General features: G+C 57.2%; 16 protein-coding genes. 3 read left to right on the top strand and 13 right to left on the bottom strand.

Annotated elements, in window-relative coordinates; genetic code table 11:
* Positions 1-130 precede the first annotated feature (130 nt).
* On the bottom strand, positions 131-592 hold the full coding sequence (locus FH974_RS00625; RefSeq protein ID WP_207103428.1) for an ATP-dependent Lon protease: 462 nt from the start codon (positions 590-592) through the stop codon (positions 131-133).
* A 236-nt stretch (positions 593-828) separates the two neighbouring features.
* Positions 829-1602, bottom strand: coding sequence for a pimeloyl-ACP methyl ester esterase BioH (gene bioH, locus FH974_RS00620; protein WP_207103427.1), 774 nt, complete (start codon positions 1600-1602; stop codon positions 829-831).
* A gap of 39 nt (positions 1603-1641) precedes the next feature.
* On the opposite strand from bioH, the gene FH974_RS00615 reads away from it, so the two are divergent.
* A complete protein-coding gene (locus tag FH974_RS00615) occupies positions 1642-2355 on the top strand; it encodes a ComF family protein (RefSeq protein WP_207103426.1) in 714 nt (237 codons plus the stop codon).
* Positions 2356-2478: 123 nt separating this feature from the next.
* Positions 2479-3057 carry a Fe-S biogenesis protein NfuA gene (nfuA, locus tag FH974_RS00610; protein WP_047887249.1) on the top strand — a complete coding sequence of 193 codons (579 nt, stop codon included), beginning with the start codon at positions 2479-2481 and terminating at the stop codon, positions 3055-3057.
* 159 nt (positions 3058-3216) lie between these two features.
* On the opposite strand, the gene FH974_RS00605 is transcribed toward nfuA, so the two are convergent.
* The 6 genes from FH974_RS00605 to FH974_RS00580 form a co-directional block, all read right to left on the bottom strand.
* Positions 3217-3609: a 3D domain-containing protein gene (locus FH974_RS00605; protein WP_047887250.1), complete on the bottom strand. Its 393-nt coding sequence runs from the start codon at positions 3607-3609 to the stop codon at positions 3217-3219.
* A 106-nt stretch (positions 3610-3715) separates the two neighbouring features.
* Positions 3716-5065 carry an MATE family efflux transporter DinF gene (dinF, locus tag FH974_RS00600; RefSeq protein WP_047887329.1) on the bottom strand — a complete coding sequence of 450 codons (1350 nt, stop codon included), beginning with the start codon at positions 5063-5065 and terminating at the stop codon, positions 3716-3718.
* A 337-nt stretch (positions 5066-5402) separates the two neighbouring features.
* Positions 5403-6326, bottom strand: a complete 924-nt coding sequence (gene cyoE, locus FH974_RS00595) for a heme o synthase (RefSeq protein WP_047887251.1) — start codon at positions 6324-6326, stop codon at positions 5403-5405.
* Between the two features lie 46 nt (positions 6327-6372).
* Entirely contained in the window at positions 6373-7440 is a 1068-nt protein-coding gene (locus FH974_RS00590; RefSeq protein WP_047887252.1) for a COX15/CtaA family protein, read from the bottom strand.
* A 10-nt stretch (positions 7441-7450) separates the two neighbouring features.
* Complete coding sequence (locus FH974_RS00585) at positions 7451-7999, bottom strand: hypothetical protein (RefSeq protein WP_047887253.1); 549 nt, start codon at positions 7997-7999, stop codon at positions 7451-7453.
* Complete coding sequence (locus FH974_RS00580; protein ID WP_047887254.1) at positions 7996-8673, bottom strand: SURF1 family protein; 678 nt, start codon at positions 8671-8673, stop codon at positions 7996-7998. Before FH974_RS00580 ends, FH974_RS00585 begins: the two co-directional genes overlap by 4 nt.
* A gap of 29 nt (positions 8674-8702) precedes the next feature.
* Between FH974_RS00580 and FH974_RS00575 the strand changes: the two genes are divergently transcribed.
* Positions 8703-8909, top strand: coding sequence for a DUF2909 domain-containing protein (locus FH974_RS00575; protein WP_047887255.1), 207 nt, complete (start codon positions 8703-8705; stop codon positions 8907-8909).
* A 17-nt stretch (positions 8910-8926) separates the two neighbouring features.
* Here the strand turns inward: FH974_RS00575 and FH974_RS00570 are convergent, their stop codons facing one another.
* The 5 genes from FH974_RS00570 to FH974_RS00550 form a co-directional block, all read right to left on the bottom strand.
* Positions 8927-9829: a cytochrome c oxidase subunit 3 gene (locus FH974_RS00570; RefSeq protein WP_207103425.1), complete on the bottom strand. Its 903-nt coding sequence runs from the start codon at positions 9827-9829 to the stop codon at positions 8927-8929.
* Positions 9830-9837: 8 nt separating this feature from the next.
* Positions 9838-10452: a cytochrome c oxidase assembly protein gene (locus tag FH974_RS00565; protein ID WP_207103424.1), complete on the bottom strand. Its 615-nt coding sequence runs from the start codon at positions 10450-10452 to the stop codon at positions 9838-9840.
* A gap of 24 nt (positions 10453-10476) precedes the next feature.
* On the bottom strand, positions 10477-12084 hold the full coding sequence (gene ctaD, locus FH974_RS00560) for a cytochrome c oxidase subunit I (RefSeq protein ID WP_047887257.1): 1608 nt from the start codon (positions 12082-12084) through the stop codon (positions 10477-10479).
* A 12-nt stretch (positions 12085-12096) separates the two neighbouring features.
* On the bottom strand, positions 12097-13242 hold the full coding sequence (gene coxB / locus FH974_RS00555) for a cytochrome c oxidase subunit II (RefSeq protein ID WP_207103667.1): 1146 nt from the start codon (positions 13240-13242) through the stop codon (positions 12097-12099).
* 273 nt (positions 13243-13515) lie between these two features.
* The gene (locus tag FH974_RS00550; RefSeq protein WP_047887259.1) at positions 13516-14316 is read right to left on the bottom strand and encodes a class I SAM-dependent methyltransferase; all 801 of its coding nucleotides are present in this window, start codon (positions 14314-14316) and stop codon (positions 13516-13518) included.
* Positions 14317-14394: the final 78 nt, after the last annotated feature.

Genomic DNA, 14394 nt, shown 5'->3' with positions numbered 1-14394 from the left:
GGCAGCCATTTACTGCGACAATAAACGACAAAAGAGCCGGCATGACTGTCGGCTCTTTTTTATTTTTTCGTCCGTCGGCGGCTCATCCGCTGACCCACTCAGAGACATCAGTGGCGGGATGCCTGCGTCGCTATATCTTTACCAGATACTCCGTCGGTGGATTGGGCAACGTCGCCTGCGCGTATTTATGGGCCACCACGCCCTTGGTGCGTTCCGCCTGGCTGATCAACGCCAGCGCCTCCAGCAATTCCCGCGGCAATTTGATGTGCATGGCATACCCCAGGTCTTTGCTGTCCGCCATATAGCGGTCTGCCGACAGCACTTTCACCAGCTGCTCCAGTTCGTCGCGGTAGCCGTAATGCTGCTCAGAACCGGGCAAGTCTGAGTAATCCGGGTGTTCACTCGGATCCCAGGACGGCTTTTTCATCTGCTTTTCTTCACTGGTTACCGGCTTTTCCTGCCCGGCAGCCGCCATGCTGGTCGGCGGCACAATTTTTTCGCGCACCCGGTTGTCCCGTGCAACCTGCTCGGTCGGCGGATTCACAGACGGCGCGACCGTAGGGGCGCCGACTTGGACAGGGGAGACGATCATCGGGGTGCAATGCTCCGGGCATTAACGGCCGGGCGGCACTTCAGCACCGCGCCGCCATCCAGTGATTAGACGATGCCACCGGTCAGCCCACTCAGGCCAACCGCAAGTAAGTGGCTGTGTTTATTATCGTTACATCTATCATTATGGCCGCTCCGGGACCAAGAGCAACCGCTTGTTACCCGTTATCGGCCATCACGCGAAAAAATGCAGTGAATCACCGGCATTGTTGCAGCTTATCAGTGGTTAGCGAATAAAAAGTCGGTGAGCACCTCAAGAAATGCCTCAGGATGGGAAATAAACGGAGCATGTGACGCCGACGCGAAGATTTCCCGCTGAGATTGCGGGGCCAGCGTGTCCAGGTCGCGGGCGACTTTTGCCGGAACAAGCCCGTCCAGTCGGCCATACAACCGCAGCCAGGGTTGCTGCAAATCGGCCAGCTGATCACGCAAGTCCACCTCTGCCAGAATTTTCAGGCCATTGGCCAACGCCTGCGGATTCGGCGCAGGACGAGACAGCACGGCTTCTTTCAGGCGTTTGATATCCTGCCTCGCCGTCGGACTGCCCATCGCCTGCAGCGCCATAAACCGCTCAACCGTGGTATGGAAGTCGTCATCCAGCTGACGACGAAAATCAGCCAGCACATCCGGTTTGATCCCGCGCCAGGTTTCCCGGGCGGAAAACCGGGGGGAGCTGGCCACCGTCACCAGCCGCGAGACTCGCTCAGGCGCGCGCAACGCCGCTTGTTTGGCGACCAGACCGCCTAACGACCAGCCCAGCCAGGTGGCCTGCTCGGGGGCCGAGGCCAGCACCATATCGGTCATTTCCTCAATCTGCTCGGCAAGCAGCGCATGGCTGTGTCCGTAGCCGGGCAGATCCACCACATGCACCCGGCAGTGCTCAGCCAGTTGCGGCAGGATCTGCTGCCAGACAGCACCGTTCATGCCCCAACCATGAATGAGAACCAGATCGGAACCTTGGCCCTGCGTATGCCAGTGTAGCTTGGCTGTCATGTAAACTTCCTTTCTCTGTTGCGCCACGGGATGGTCAAGATGGTATCGCCATTATTTCAAATCACCAACTTTCTGCACCGTCATCACCGCTGTATGTTGTGCCGGCTGCCAGTCGACACGCCGGATCAGCACTGGTGTCAGCCGTGCCTGGCTCGCTTTCCGCGCACCCCATACTGCCACGGTTGCGGTGCAACCACCCTCACCATGACTGAGTATTGCGGTCGCTGCCTGACCCGTCCACCACCGTGGCAACGCTGTTACCGGCTGGGCGAATATCGGTTTCCACTGCGCCAGCTGGTACATAAGTTCAAATTCGGCCATCAGTTCTGGTTGGCCCGCCCGTTAGGCACCTTGCTGGCGCAGGCGATCCCCGAGCCAGCCCCTCTGCTGTTGCCGGTTCCGCTGCACCCCAGGCGTCAGCTGACCCGAAGTTTCAACCAGAGTACTCTGCTCGCCACGGCGATTGCGGAGGCCACCGGCAGCCGGTGTCAGCCTGGCCTATTGCGGCGGACACGGCATACCCCAGCACAGCACCAGCTGAACAAAGCCCAGCGTCAGACTAACTTGCGGGATGCTTTTCGCCTACGAAAGCCCATTTTCCGGCCATCAAGCCCCTTGCCATCCCATGTTGCCCTAGTGGATGATGTGGTCACCACCGGCAGTACACTGTCGGTTCTCACTCGCCTGCTGCTGGCTGAAGGCGTCGAACGTGTGGACATCTACTGCCTGTGCTATACCCCCGCAGGGAAATAACCTGCAAAGTCACGGTTTTATGTGGCGAAATCATAGTTACGTCGATTAGGGGGTGATAGAAAGAGCAGCAAGGAGTAGAATAGAATTAATCTTACTAATTAAGTCAGGTATTACGTCGTGTCTATGATTACTATTTCTGAAAGTGCTCAAGAGCACTTCGTTAAACTTCTGGCCCAACAGCCGGAAGGCACTAACATCCGCGTGTTCGTGGTTAACCCTGGTACGCAAAGTGCTGAGTGCGGCGTATCCTACTGTCCGCCGGAAGCAATCGAAGCGTCAGACACCGAAATCAAATTCGGTATGTTCTCGGCGTATATCGATGAGCTGAGCCTGCCATTCCTGGAAGATGCCGAGATCGATTTTGTCGCTGACAAAATGGGCTCTCAGCTGACCCTGAAAGCGCCCAATGCCAAAATCCGCAAAGTGTCGGATGATGCTTCACTGATGGAGCGCGTGGATTACGTGATCCAGACCCAGGTGAACCCGCAGCTGGCTGGCCACGGCGGTAATGTGTCCCTGTCTGAAATTACGGAAGATGGCGTTGCCATTCTGCAGTTCGGTGGCGGCTGTAACGGCTGTTCAATGGTTGACGTGACCCTGAAAGAAGGGATCGAGAAAGAGCTGCTGGCGCAGTTCGAAGGCGAACTGACCGGCGTGCGTGACATCACTGAGCACGCCCGTGGCGAGCACTCTTACTACTAAGCAATCTTACTCCGCCTTACACGAGTAAGTATTGTTAGATAAAAAAAGCGAGAGCCTGAGCTCTCGCTTTTTTGTGTCATCAATCTGAAAAAGTAGCTGTTCTTTATCATGTATCATTGTGCATGCAGAGCAGTTATTTTTTCAGGTTGTGGCTGGTTCCTACACTTCCACCACTGTGATAGTGACCTTTCGACGTCCCCAGTTTCTGGCAGCATGGATATCTTTACCCATGTAGATATCAATCTTGTTTTGCCAGCGGCGCCCCATCTTGTCCAGTACCACATACTCACCCGGTAACCCGGAGATTTTCACTTTCGTGCCTCGCTTAAAACCCCGTCCCAGCAAGTCCCGGGAAATCGCAATCGCCTTCATGCCCGGTTTAAGTCGGTCACCCCAGGCGGCAACTGTCGGGTTACCTTGGGTTTGTGCGCGCACTGAATTGTAAGCTGTGGCGGTGACATTATAGGTTTTGCCCTGGATGCTGGCAGAAGCAGGAGCCACCCAGCCTAGCATCAGAATCGTCAAAAAAAGTCCAATGACCGCTTTCCTCATCCATCCTCCTAAACAGCAAAGATTGTTCGCATTTTAACCATGAACTCCCGCCCATGGGTAGCATTTTTTGCCGAATTATTGAACGGATTTGACATGTGGTAGCTAACTATTTGTTTGCACTAAAAGGTTCCAGAAAAATATTTTTTTGCCATTGGTAAGCAAATATTACAGCCAGGCCAATGCCGCGCATCGCCAAGAAACCGAGCATCGCCGCCCACAGCGCATGGTTCCCCCAGTCGGACAGCAACCACCAGAACGCAAAAAAGCTGCTGGTGGCGACCACCATACTGTTGCGCATTTCCCGGCCCCGGGTCGCCCCGATAAAGATGCCGTCGAGCAGGAAACACCACATCGACACCAGCGGCACCGCCGCCAGCCACGGCAGGTAAAGCGCGGCTTCCTGCTGCACGGCCGGGATGTCAGATATCAGGGCGATAATCGCACCGCCCCCGAACGCAAACACCAGCGTCAGCAGCAGCGAGATCACCAGGCTCCAGAAAGTGGTGCCCACCAGCGTGCGTCCCAGTTCCTGTCGGTTCCGGGCACCGATCGCCTTACCAACCATCGCTTCCATCGCATAAGCAAAGCCATCCATCGCGTAAGAAACCAGCATCAGAAAGCTCATCAGCACCGCATTGGCCGCGACGATATCATCCCCCAGGGTTGCGCCCTGAAACGTCATAAACGTAAAGGCCAGCTGCAGGCACAAGCTGCGTAAAAAAATGTCCCGGTTCAGCTTGAGCAGACGCCCCGTGCCTTCGCGGATCGTCCCCAGTTTTTCGCGCCACGGCGGCAGGGCCTGCGCCAGCCATTGCCGGGACACAAACCACAGCCCCAGCGCCAGCCCGCTGTAATCGGCCATCACCGACGCCAGCGCCGCCCCCTGCACTTTCCAGTTCAGTCCGACCACGAACAGTACATCAAGCACGATATTGACCACGTTGGTGACGATCAGCAGCCACATCGGCAGACGCGCATTCTGGCTGCCGAGCAGCCAACCCATGATGACAAAGTTGGCCAGCGCAGCCGGCGCGCCCCAGATCCTGATCGAGAAATACTGCGCCGCGTACTGTTTGACCTCGGCACTGGCATCACTGAACTGGAACACCAGATCGGCCACCGGGTTATGGAAAATAATCAGCACCAGTGCCAGTAGCCAGGCCAGTGCCAGTCCTTGCAGGAACACAGCGGCCTGTGCCGACTTATCCGATGCACCGTACGCCTGGGCACTCAGCCCGGTGGTCGCCATCCGCAGGAAGCCCAACAGCCAGAAAGTCACGTTAATCATGGTGCTGCCGACCGCGACACCGCCCAGATACCAGGCCTGATCGAGGTGACCAATCACCGCCGCATCCACCAGCCCCAGCAGGGGCACTGTGATGTTGGACAACACCATAGGAAGCGCCAGGGCAAAAACCTGGCGGTGTAAAGACATATCTCGCAACGCGTTGAGCACAATCACCTCGACCCTTAGATTCAGACTGCACATTATACTGAGTTCAGCCTGAAACGCATGCCACCCCGGCATGTCAGCGCCGTCATGCACACGCTTCTCTATGCCACTGATCAGCTAAGTGCTTACCAGCAGTGATCACCCGCGGCAAGCCCCAATGATAGGGGGATACGAGGAAACCCGGACGGTAAAGGAATCCAGGGAGAGCAATCCTGGAAAAACAAGATGAAACAGCCAAGGCCTCAGTCAGCGGAAGCCTTGGCGTTTAGGAATGGCAAGCACATCCTGCCCTCAGCAAAACTGATGTGCAGCAGAAAGCGCTCGAACAGGCACACAGCGACTAGCGCGCCAGCAGACTGATCAGCCAGTGGTCGGCCAACAACACCACAAACAGGGCCAGCAGGTGCCAGATAGAATATTTGAAGGTCGCCCAGGCATGGCCGGGCTGATCCGCAAATTTCAGCTTCAGGGCATACCCAATAAAGCCGGCATTGAGCACACTGCTGCCGGCCAGATACAGCCAGCCGCTCATGCCCGTCAGCCAGGGTAGCAGCCCCACCAGCGCCAGTATCACGGTATACAGCAACACCATGGTTTTGGTAAACGCGATGCCGTGCGTGACCGGCAGCATCGGGATCCCGGCCTTGGCGTAATCATCGCGGCGGTGAATGGCCAGCGCCCAGAAGTGCGGCGGTGTCCAGGTAAACACCAGCATCACCAGCAGCAGCGCATGAGGATCAAACTGGCCGGTGACGGCGGTCCAGCCCAACAGCGGCGGCGCCGCCCCGGCCAGTCCGCCGATCACGATATTCTGGGGAGTGGCATGCTTCAGCCATACGGTGTAAATCAGAGCATAGCCGACCAGACTGGCAAACGTCAGCCAGGCCGTCAAGGCGTTGAGCTGCCACAGGACAGCAAAGCCCGCAACCATCAACGCCGTGGCGAACAGCACCGCTTTGTGGGTCTCCACCCGGCCTTTCGCCAGCGGCCGGTGGTAGGTACGCGCCATCTTGGCATCGAAATGCCGATCGAGCACGTGATTAAAAGCCGCCGCTGCGGCCGATTGCAGCCCAATTCCCAACAACCCAAGCGTCACCGCTTTGACCGGCGGAATTCCCGGTACAGCCAGACACATCCCGACCAGAGCCGTGAGCAGCAGCATCGCCACCACTTTAGGCTTGGTCATGGTCAGATAATCCTGCCAGACCCGATGTCCACTCCAGGTTCGGGTACTGCGTTTGGCAACAATCTCAGCTTTGGCCATATTTGCCCTCCTTTGCCTTTCCTTGGGACATCATCAAACAACACATTCAGTGCAACCGGGCGGCAGAGCCCTGCCAGTGCCGAGTCGGGCGGCGCAGCCAGAACACCTGCACATTGACGGCCACCAGCACCAGTAACAACGCCATCCCGGTCAGGTTATGCGCCACCGCCACACCCAGCGGCAGGCTGGCCACAACATTGGTAATGCCCAGCGCAACCTGGCCGCACAACACCCCCAGCATCAACAGTGCCAGCTGGCGCAACGCCGAGTGCCGCCACAGTTGCCAGGCCAGCAGTAACAGCACCAGTGTGGTAACAGCGGCACCAATCCGGTGGGTAACGTGAATCGTGACCCGCTGCTGATAATCCAGCACCCCGTACTGATAGCTGTCGTGCACCGGCTGAATCAGTGAAAACGCGCTGCTGTCGAAGCTCTGTTGCCAGTCCACTTCACACAGCGGCAACTGGGTACACACCACAGCGGCATAATTGGCGGCAGTCCAGCCGCCGAGCGCAATCTGGCCGATGACGACGGCCAGCCCGAGCAGAGCAAACAGCGACAATGCCCCAGCAGAGGCCGTTGATGACGCAAACGGCGATGATGGACGCAGCTGGGATCGCGACGGCGAACGGGGCATCGGTAACGGCCGCAATCGCAGCCACAGCACCAACAGCAACGAAGCCGTGGTAAAGCCTCCGAGCAGGTGGCCCATCACCACCACCGGCATCAGCGAAAGGGTTACGGTCCACATCCCGAGCATAGCCTGAAAAACCACGGTCACCAGCAGGCAGGCCGGTAACCCCCGGGGACGCTCCAGCCGCCGCCAGGCCAGCACATTAATCGCCAGGATCATGATGCCCAGCGTACCGGCAACATAGCGGTGCAGCATTTCATTCCAGGCTTTGTGAACTTCCAACGGGGCATGGGGATAGCGGGCGGCAGCCAGTTCCTGGTGGACATCGGTTTTCGGTACCCCGGCAAAACCGTAACAACCGGGCCAGTCCGGGCAGCCCAGCCCGGCTTCGGTCAGGCGGGTGTACGCCCCCAGACCAATCACACACACTGACAGTATCAATGCCGCCAGCACCAACAGTCTGAATCCGTTCCGTTGCATCGCCGCCTCCTTAGCCGATTTTAGAGAGCTTGAGCAATCGCTTGAGATCGCGCAGGACGTCTTTTCCCTGCGCCAGCACAGCGGTTTGTCCTTTGACCAGCGGATAGGCCATCATGACGTTCCCCATGGGATCAGCGATATAGATCGCCCGGGTTCCGTGCGCCTGCGCTTTCAGCTTCGCGACAATATAATCAGGCACCTGACGGGCTGTCACGCCCGTCGCCTGCGCCCGAATAGCAGCTGGCTGAGCGGCAAGCCCATCGCCCTGCACCAGTAACACACTGTCGAGGCGGGAGTGATCCGCTCCGACCGCCTGAGGAACCTGACGCAGGTTAAACAACGCCCCCTGACAGTAGTCATCACAGTGGTCCGGCAGCAGGTAAATCAGCTGCCAGCGATGGCGCTCGCCAAGCCAGTCCGAGGTCAGTGGCTGTTCCAGCAAATCCCCCCGGTTGGTTACCCCGCCGTGATACCAGTCCATGTCCAGCACCAGTTTGGCAATGCCCACCGGCAACACAAACACCCCCAGGAGCAGCAACAACGTTCCGTGTTTACTCATACCTTACTCCGTCTTAACCACCACACCGCCAGCCCGGATACCGCCAGCGCCATCAGGAACCATTGCAGGGCATAGGCATAATGCTTCTGCGGACCGGTCACGACCGGAATCCAGGTCTGCTCCAGCGCCACCGGACTGTCCGGATCAATCTGTAACACCCAGGGCGGCAGCGGCAATCCCGTCCGCTCTCTCAGTGCTGCTAGGTTGATATTCTGGACCCGCAGGGGAAACCCCTCCCCCAGTTGCTCCGGCGCCAGCTCCAGTAACGTTGACGGCGGGGCGATAATGCCACTGATCCGGACTTCCCCGTGCAGCTCCGGCAGCACCGGGATCTGATCGCGATATGGCGGCGCAGCAATCCAGCCCAGATTGACCATCACCCAGCTGTTTTCCGACATAAAGGGATACAGCACGTGATAGCCGGGCTGGCCTCTGTACATCTGATTATCCAGCAGCACAGCCCGGCTGTGATCAAACTGGCCGCGCAGGGTCAGGCTGTACCAGCGAGGGTCTGCCGGCAGACTAGCAATGCTGTAATACATCTGCTCACTGCGAAACTGGAGGACATGGTTCAGCTGCTCTTTTTCCTGTGCCCGCGACATTTGCCACAAACCCAACTTGACCAACGTCACCAGTACCGCCACAGTAAACAATATGAACCCGATCCTTCGCATGACTGACCCCTATCCCGCCGAGGTGGCCTATGTTGCTGAAAGCCCTGATCGTTTGCCTGCTGATTTTTATCATCTTCAACTTGTTCAGAGCACTACCCGTGATGCTCAAAGGTAAGCAGGCATACCCGATGTCCCGCTACCTTGGCCGACGCATTCTGCTGTCAGTGATCCTGTTTGCGCTCCTGCTGCTGGCACTGGCGAGCGGGGTGATCACCCCCAATCCCCGCCCTTACTGAGCAATATCACGCTTCGGTCAGAGAATGTAGACAAACACAAACAGGCACAGCCAAACCACATCCACAAAGTGCCAGTACCAGGCACCGGCCTGAAACGCAAAATGCCGCTCCGCACTAAAATGCCCCCGCAGGATACGCAGCCAGACAATGAACAGAATGAGAGTACCGAGGGTCACGTGCATGCCGTGAAACCCGGTCAGCAGGAAGAAGGTATTGCCATACACCCCGGCATCCAGCGTCAGGTTCATCTCTTCATAGGCATGGGCGTACTCGACCCCCTGCAGGTAAACAAACAGTGCCCCCAGCAGAACGGTCAGCAACAGAAACAACGTCAGACGCGGGCGGTTATCCTGCTCCAGCGCCGTGTGCGCGATATGCACCGTCACGGATGAGGTCAGCAGGATCATGGTGTTATACAGCGGCAGCCCCCATGCTCCCATTGCCTGGGTTTCAGTACCGCCCGGGGTCATCAGCAGTGGCCACTGGGCAATGAAATCCGGCCACAGCACCGCATGGGTCATGGCGTTGTTCCCCGCCCCGCCGAGCCAGGGAACAGCAATCATCCGGGCATAAAACAGCGCCCCGAAGAAGGCCGCAAAGAACATCACTTCCGAGAAAATAAACCAGCTCATGCCCTGGCGGAACGAACGGTCCATCTGGCTGCTGTACAGCCCCCGCATGGATTCGGTAATCACATCGCGGAACCAGCCGAACAGCATGATTAACAGCAGTCCAACGCCCGACATCAGGATCCAGGGGCCCTGACCGTTGAACAGGCCGCCGACTGTCGCCCCGGCCCCCATAGCAATCAGGAACAGGGCCACCGCCCCGACAATCGGCCAGATGCTCGCAGCCGGTACGTAATAGGGTTCGCTCCCCGGGGTTGCCGACTGCTCATGCTCAGAGTAAGGGTTCGCCATCTTTCACCTCATTGCGTTTGGGCCGCCGCTTCCGGCTTGGCATTAAACAGGGTGTACGCCAGGGTCAGGGTGTTAATATCCTCCGGCAACGCCGGATCCACATAAAACACCAGTGGCAGGCTGGCTGTTGCCCCTGCCCCGAGCGGCTGGCGGTTAAAGCAGAAGCATTCAATTTTGTTGAAGTACTGTGCGCCCAGCCCCGGGCTGACCGACGGCACGGCCTGCCCCACGGTTTCCACCGCAGTCAGGTTATGGGCTTTGAAACTCACCGTGTGCGTTTCGCCGGGATAGACCACCATCCGCCGGACTTCCGGCTCGAATGTCCAGCGCATCCCCGGATGGATATACGCGACAAACTCCACCGTAACCTGACGGCTGGTATCCACCCGTTCACTGGCAGCTGTCGGGGTGTCGGCGGTTTTCCCGTTGATGCCGGTGATATCGCAGAACACGTTGTAAAGTGGCACCAGTGCAAAGGCAAAACCAAACATGCCTACTGCCATCGCGACCAGAGACCAGAACGAGCGTTTCTGACGGTCCGGCTGTCTGTTCGCACCCGGCTTGTTCACATCACGCTGGGTCGCACCAGATTTGTCAGATTCGGGTGTCGGTGTCTTGTCCATGACATGCCCCCTTCATCAGCCTGATTAATCGATACGCGGTGGCGTCGAGAAGGTGTGGTGCGGCGCCGGTGACGGCACCGTCCATTCCAGCCCTTCCGCCCCGTCCCACGGTTTGGCCGCCGCTTTCTCTCCGCCGCGGACGCACTTAATCACGACCGCCAGGAATATCAGCTGCGACAGGCCAAACATAAAGCCGCCGATACTGACCACGGCATTCACATCCGCAAACTGGAGGGCATAGTCGGGGATCCGGCGCGGCATACCAGCCAGTCCCAGAAAGTGCATCGGGAAGAACAGGATGTTGACCGACACCACCGAGCACCAGAAATGCCACTTGGCGAGTTTTTCGTTGAACATGTGCCCGGTCCATTTGGGGAGCCAGTAGTACGCCGCCGCCATGATGGAGAAGATCGCGCCCGACACGAGCACATAGTGGAAATGCGCCACCACAAAATAGGTATCGTGGTACTGGAAGTCTGCCGGGGTGATCGCCAGCATCAGGCCGGAGAAACCACCGATGGTAAACAGCACGATAAAGGCGATGGCAAACAGCATCGGCACTTCAAAACTCAGCGAACCGCGCCACATGGTGGCCACCCAGTTAAAGACCTTGACCCCGGTCGGCACCGAAATCAACATGGTGCAATACATGAAGAACAGTTCCGCCGCGACCGGCATCCCGGTGGTGAACATATGGTGCGCCCAGACCAGAAAACTGAGCCCGGCAATCGACGCAGTGGCGTAAACCATGGAACTGTAACCAAACAGTTTCTTACGGGAAAAGGCAGGGACTATCGCCGAAATAATGCCGAAACTCGGCAAAATCATAATGTACACTTCAGGGTGACCGAAGAACCAGAAAATGTGCTGGAACATCACCGGATCGCCCCCGCCAGCCGCATCAAAGAAACTCGTGCCGAAGTACTTGTCAGTTAGTACCATGGTGACAGCCCCGGCCAATACTGGCATCACGGCAATCAGCAGAAACGCGGTGATCAGCCAGGTCCAGACAAACAGCGGCATCTTCATGTAGGTCATGCCCGGCGCGCGCAGGTTAACGATGGTGACAATGACGTTGATTGCCCCCATGATGGAGCTGATCCCCATGATATGGATGGCAAACACGAACAAACCGGTACTTTCCGGACTGAACGTGGTCGACAGCGGCGCATAAAAAGTCCAGCCGAAGTTCGGGCCGCCCCCTTCCATAAACAGCGACGTCAGCAGCAGAGTGAAGGCAAACGGCAGAATCCAGAAACTCCAGTTATTCATCCGTGGCAGGGCCATATCCGGCGCCCCGATCATCATAGGAATCATCCAGTTTGCCAGTCCGGTAAATGCCGGCATGACGGCACCAAAAACCATGATCAGGCCATGAACGGTCGTCATCTGGTTAAAAAAGTTCGGTTCCACCAGCTGCAAGCCAGGCTGGAACAGCTCCGCCCGGATCACCATGGCCATCGCCCCGCCAATCAGGAACATGGCAAAGCTGAACATCAGGTAGAGGGAGCCGATGTCTTTATGGTTCGTGGTCAGCAGCCAGCGTTTCAGACCGGACTGAGGATGGTCGTGATGCTCATGCTCGGTCGCGGTACTTTCGACTCCGGTTTGCTCGCGCAACATGTCCGTCATCGTCACTCTCCCCTATAGCTCTTTGCCATCGATCACAGCCTGCACTTCGGCGGCCTGAACCGTATCCCCGGTATTGTTCCCCCAGGCATTACGCTCGTAGGTAATGACTGAAGCCAGCTCTTTCAGGCTGAGCTGCGGCCCGAATGCCTGCATGGCCGTGCCGGGACGGCCATGCACCACGACGCTTATATGTTCCAGCTTGGCTGACGGGTCCACGGCGATACCCTGTCCGGCCAACGCCGGGAAAGCGCCGGGCAACCCCTGGCCATTCACCTGGTGACACATGGCGCAGCGGGTGTTGTAAACCTGCTCTCCGAGCGTCATCAGCTCATCCATATCCATTTCCATCGCCAGCAGACGCTGTTCTTCTTCGCGGGCCTGCTGCTGGGCAACTTTGGTGGCCTGCAGCCACTCATCAAATTCATCCTGCGGTTTGGCAATCACCACAATCGGCATGAAGCCATGATCTTTGCCGCACAATTCCGCACACTGCCCGCGGTAAATGCCCGGTTGATCAATGCGCGTCCAGGCTTCATTGATAAAGCCGGGGTTCGCATCTTTCTTGACCGCAAAATCCGGCACCCACCAGGAATGGATGACGTCCTGGGACGTGATCAGAAAACGGATTTTCTTGCCAATCGGCAAAATCAACGGTCGATCCACTTCCAGCAGGTAATTTTCACGCTTGTCACGTTCGTTAGCAATTTGGGCCGATGTCGTGGCCAGAAGAGAATAAAAACCGACATCTTCGTCGAAATAGCTGTAATGCCATTTCCATTGTGAGCCAGTAATCTGCACCGTTAGATCCGGCTGCGAGGTATCTTCCATCGCCAGCAGAGTTCGGGTAGCCGGAATGGCCATGATGATAAGGATGATGAACGGGATCACCGTCCAGACGATTTCGACCTTGGTACTTTCATGGAACGAAGCCGCCTGCGCCCCTTTCGACCGGCGGTGATGGATGATAGACCAGAACATCACGCCAAATACCACCAAACCGATGGCAACGCAGATGTAAAAAATGGTCATATGGAGATCGAACACCCGCTGACTGACCTCGGTAACCCCCGGTGTCATGTTCAGGCGCATGGGTTGGGTATCAGCGTGTACCGGCACAGCCAGCAAAACACTCAGACAGCACATCAGATGGCGAATCATCACCCGGTTCCCTCCTTCCTAATCCCGCTCGCCACAACACCGGGGCGGACTCTGCACCGGATGGCAATACGAAAATGATTCGGTAACAGGCCCACCTGAACAACCAGGCAGGCTCAAGCGCAATAAAAGAGTTAACAGTTTGTTTACAATTAACTTAGGACAGGATCAGGAAAAATGCGCAATAAAATGATAGGAAAAATCTGTCGCCCGCCGGAATAAGCGCGACGGAGCACTATTGATGAAGGTGTGGCCAAATGCGGCGATTAGGAGGGCTTATAGGCGGATATGTACCAGAACAGGCACAATTCTGAATTTCATACCCGGCGTTCTCGCCAGCCAGCGTTGCCAGTGGCTCCAACGCGAACAGGCATTATCCAGTGGGCTGTACTGCCCGACCGGTTCGGCCCACGGCAGCCATTGCAGCACCTGCCTCAGGGCATTGCGAAAGCCATGCCGATAAGGTTGGGCCACGCCCATTTTTTTGGCTACCGGCCAGTGGCAGCGATCCCCGGCCATGACCAGACACAGCTCCGCCCGACCAAAATGGCAGGCCAGAGACTGCAGGAAACGGGAAAGTTCAGCGGCGGTACACTGCAATAACGCCTGGTCACACAGCAGCATAACCGGGGTTGACATCAGCGGCGGCAGCGAATGCAACCAACTGAGATCCTGAATAGAGCCAGGTAACATGCGGTAGCGCTCGCTGCGGTGAAACAGGCGCTGGCGCCACAACAGATGCTCATTGGCATCGACATCAAACCAACGACAACGGCCGTTATCAATGCGGTAGAATCGGGTATCCAGCCCCCCGGCGATATTAATGATGGTGCCGTTCGGGTGGCGGCGCAAGAAATGCTGAACCTGCCGGTCACACTGCAGCGCAAGACTGGCATGAAGCAGCTGTTGTTCTGACACATTACCGGTCAGGCAGTCCGGTTTGAGATGGCACTGGCTGCAGGCAACAGCCGCCATGGGATCATAAAGCAGACAATCATCTGCCATGCTTTCACGACTACGAAGCCAAAGAGGCTGCAGCAGATCAGGCGGGATGTCGTAACGGGCAGAATTGGTCATTATCATCTCCTTCATAACATGAACAGATGATAATGACTATCATTAACACTTGTAAAGCTTTTTGGTGTAAATTTATAC

This window comes from Photobacterium ganghwense (assembly GCF_017329545.1).
Taxonomy (GTDB): Bacteria; Pseudomonadota; Gammaproteobacteria; order Enterobacterales; family Vibrionaceae; genus Photobacterium; species Photobacterium ganghwense.
Note: the sequence above shows the minus strand (reverse complement) of the source record. Positions and strands in the feature narration are given on the sequence as shown.

What these genes read in the sequence shown, in the direction of transcription:
- FH974_RS00625 (WP_207103428.1), bottom strand. Translation starts at nt 592, where the DNA reads ATGATCGTCTCCCCTGTCCAAGTCGGCGCCCCTACGGTCGCGCCGTCT.
- bioH (WP_207103427.1), bottom strand. Translation starts at nt 1,602, where the DNA reads ATGACAGCCAAGCTACACTGGCATACGCAGGGCCAAGGTTCCGATCTG.
- FH974_RS00615 (WP_207103426.1), top strand. Translation starts at nt 1,642, where the DNA reads ATGGTATCGCCATTATTTCAAATCACCAACTTTCTGCACCGTCATCAC.
- nfuA (WP_047887249.1), top strand. Translation starts at nt 2,479, where the DNA reads ATGATTACTATTTCTGAAAGTGCTCAAGAGCACTTCGTTAAACTTCTG.
- FH974_RS00605 (WP_047887250.1), bottom strand. Translation starts at nt 3,609, where the DNA reads ATGAGGAAAGCGGTCATTGGACTTTTTTTGACGATTCTGATGCTAGGC.
- cyoE (WP_047887251.1), bottom strand. Translation starts at nt 6,326, where the DNA reads ATGGCCAAAGCTGAGATTGTTGCCAAACGCAGTACCCGAACCTGGAGT.
- FH974_RS00590 (WP_047887252.1), bottom strand. Translation starts at nt 7,440, where the DNA reads ATGCAACGGAACGGATTCAGACTGTTGGTGCTGGCGGCATTGATACTG.
- FH974_RS00585 (WP_047887253.1), bottom strand. Translation starts at nt 7,999, where the DNA reads ATGAGTAAACACGGAACGTTGTTGCTGCTCCTGGGGGTGTTTGTGTTG.
- FH974_RS00580 (WP_047887254.1), bottom strand. Translation starts at nt 8,673, where the DNA reads ATGCGAAGGATCGGGTTCATATTGTTTACTGTGGCGGTACTGGTGACG.
- FH974_RS00575 (WP_047887255.1), top strand. Translation starts at nt 8,703, where the DNA reads ATGTTGCTGAAAGCCCTGATCGTTTGCCTGCTGATTTTTATCATCTTC.
- FH974_RS00570 (WP_207103425.1), bottom strand. Translation starts at nt 9,829, where the DNA reads ATGGCGAACCCTTACTCTGAGCATGAGCAGTCGGCAACCCCGGGGAGC.
- FH974_RS00565 (WP_207103424.1), bottom strand. Translation starts at nt 10,452, where the DNA reads ATGGACAAGACACCGACACCCGAATCTGACAAATCTGGTGCGACCCAG.
- ctaD (WP_047887257.1), bottom strand. Translation starts at nt 12,084, where the DNA reads ATGACGGACATGTTGCGCGAGCAAACCGGAGTCGAAAGTACCGCGACC.
- coxB (WP_207103667.1), bottom strand. Translation starts at nt 13,242, where the DNA reads ATGATTCGCCATCTGATGTGCTGTCTGAGTGTTTTGCTGGCTGTGCCG.
- FH974_RS00550 (WP_047887259.1), bottom strand. Translation starts at nt 14,316, where the DNA reads ATGACCAATTCTGCCCGTTACGACATCCCGCCTGATCTGCTGCAGCCT.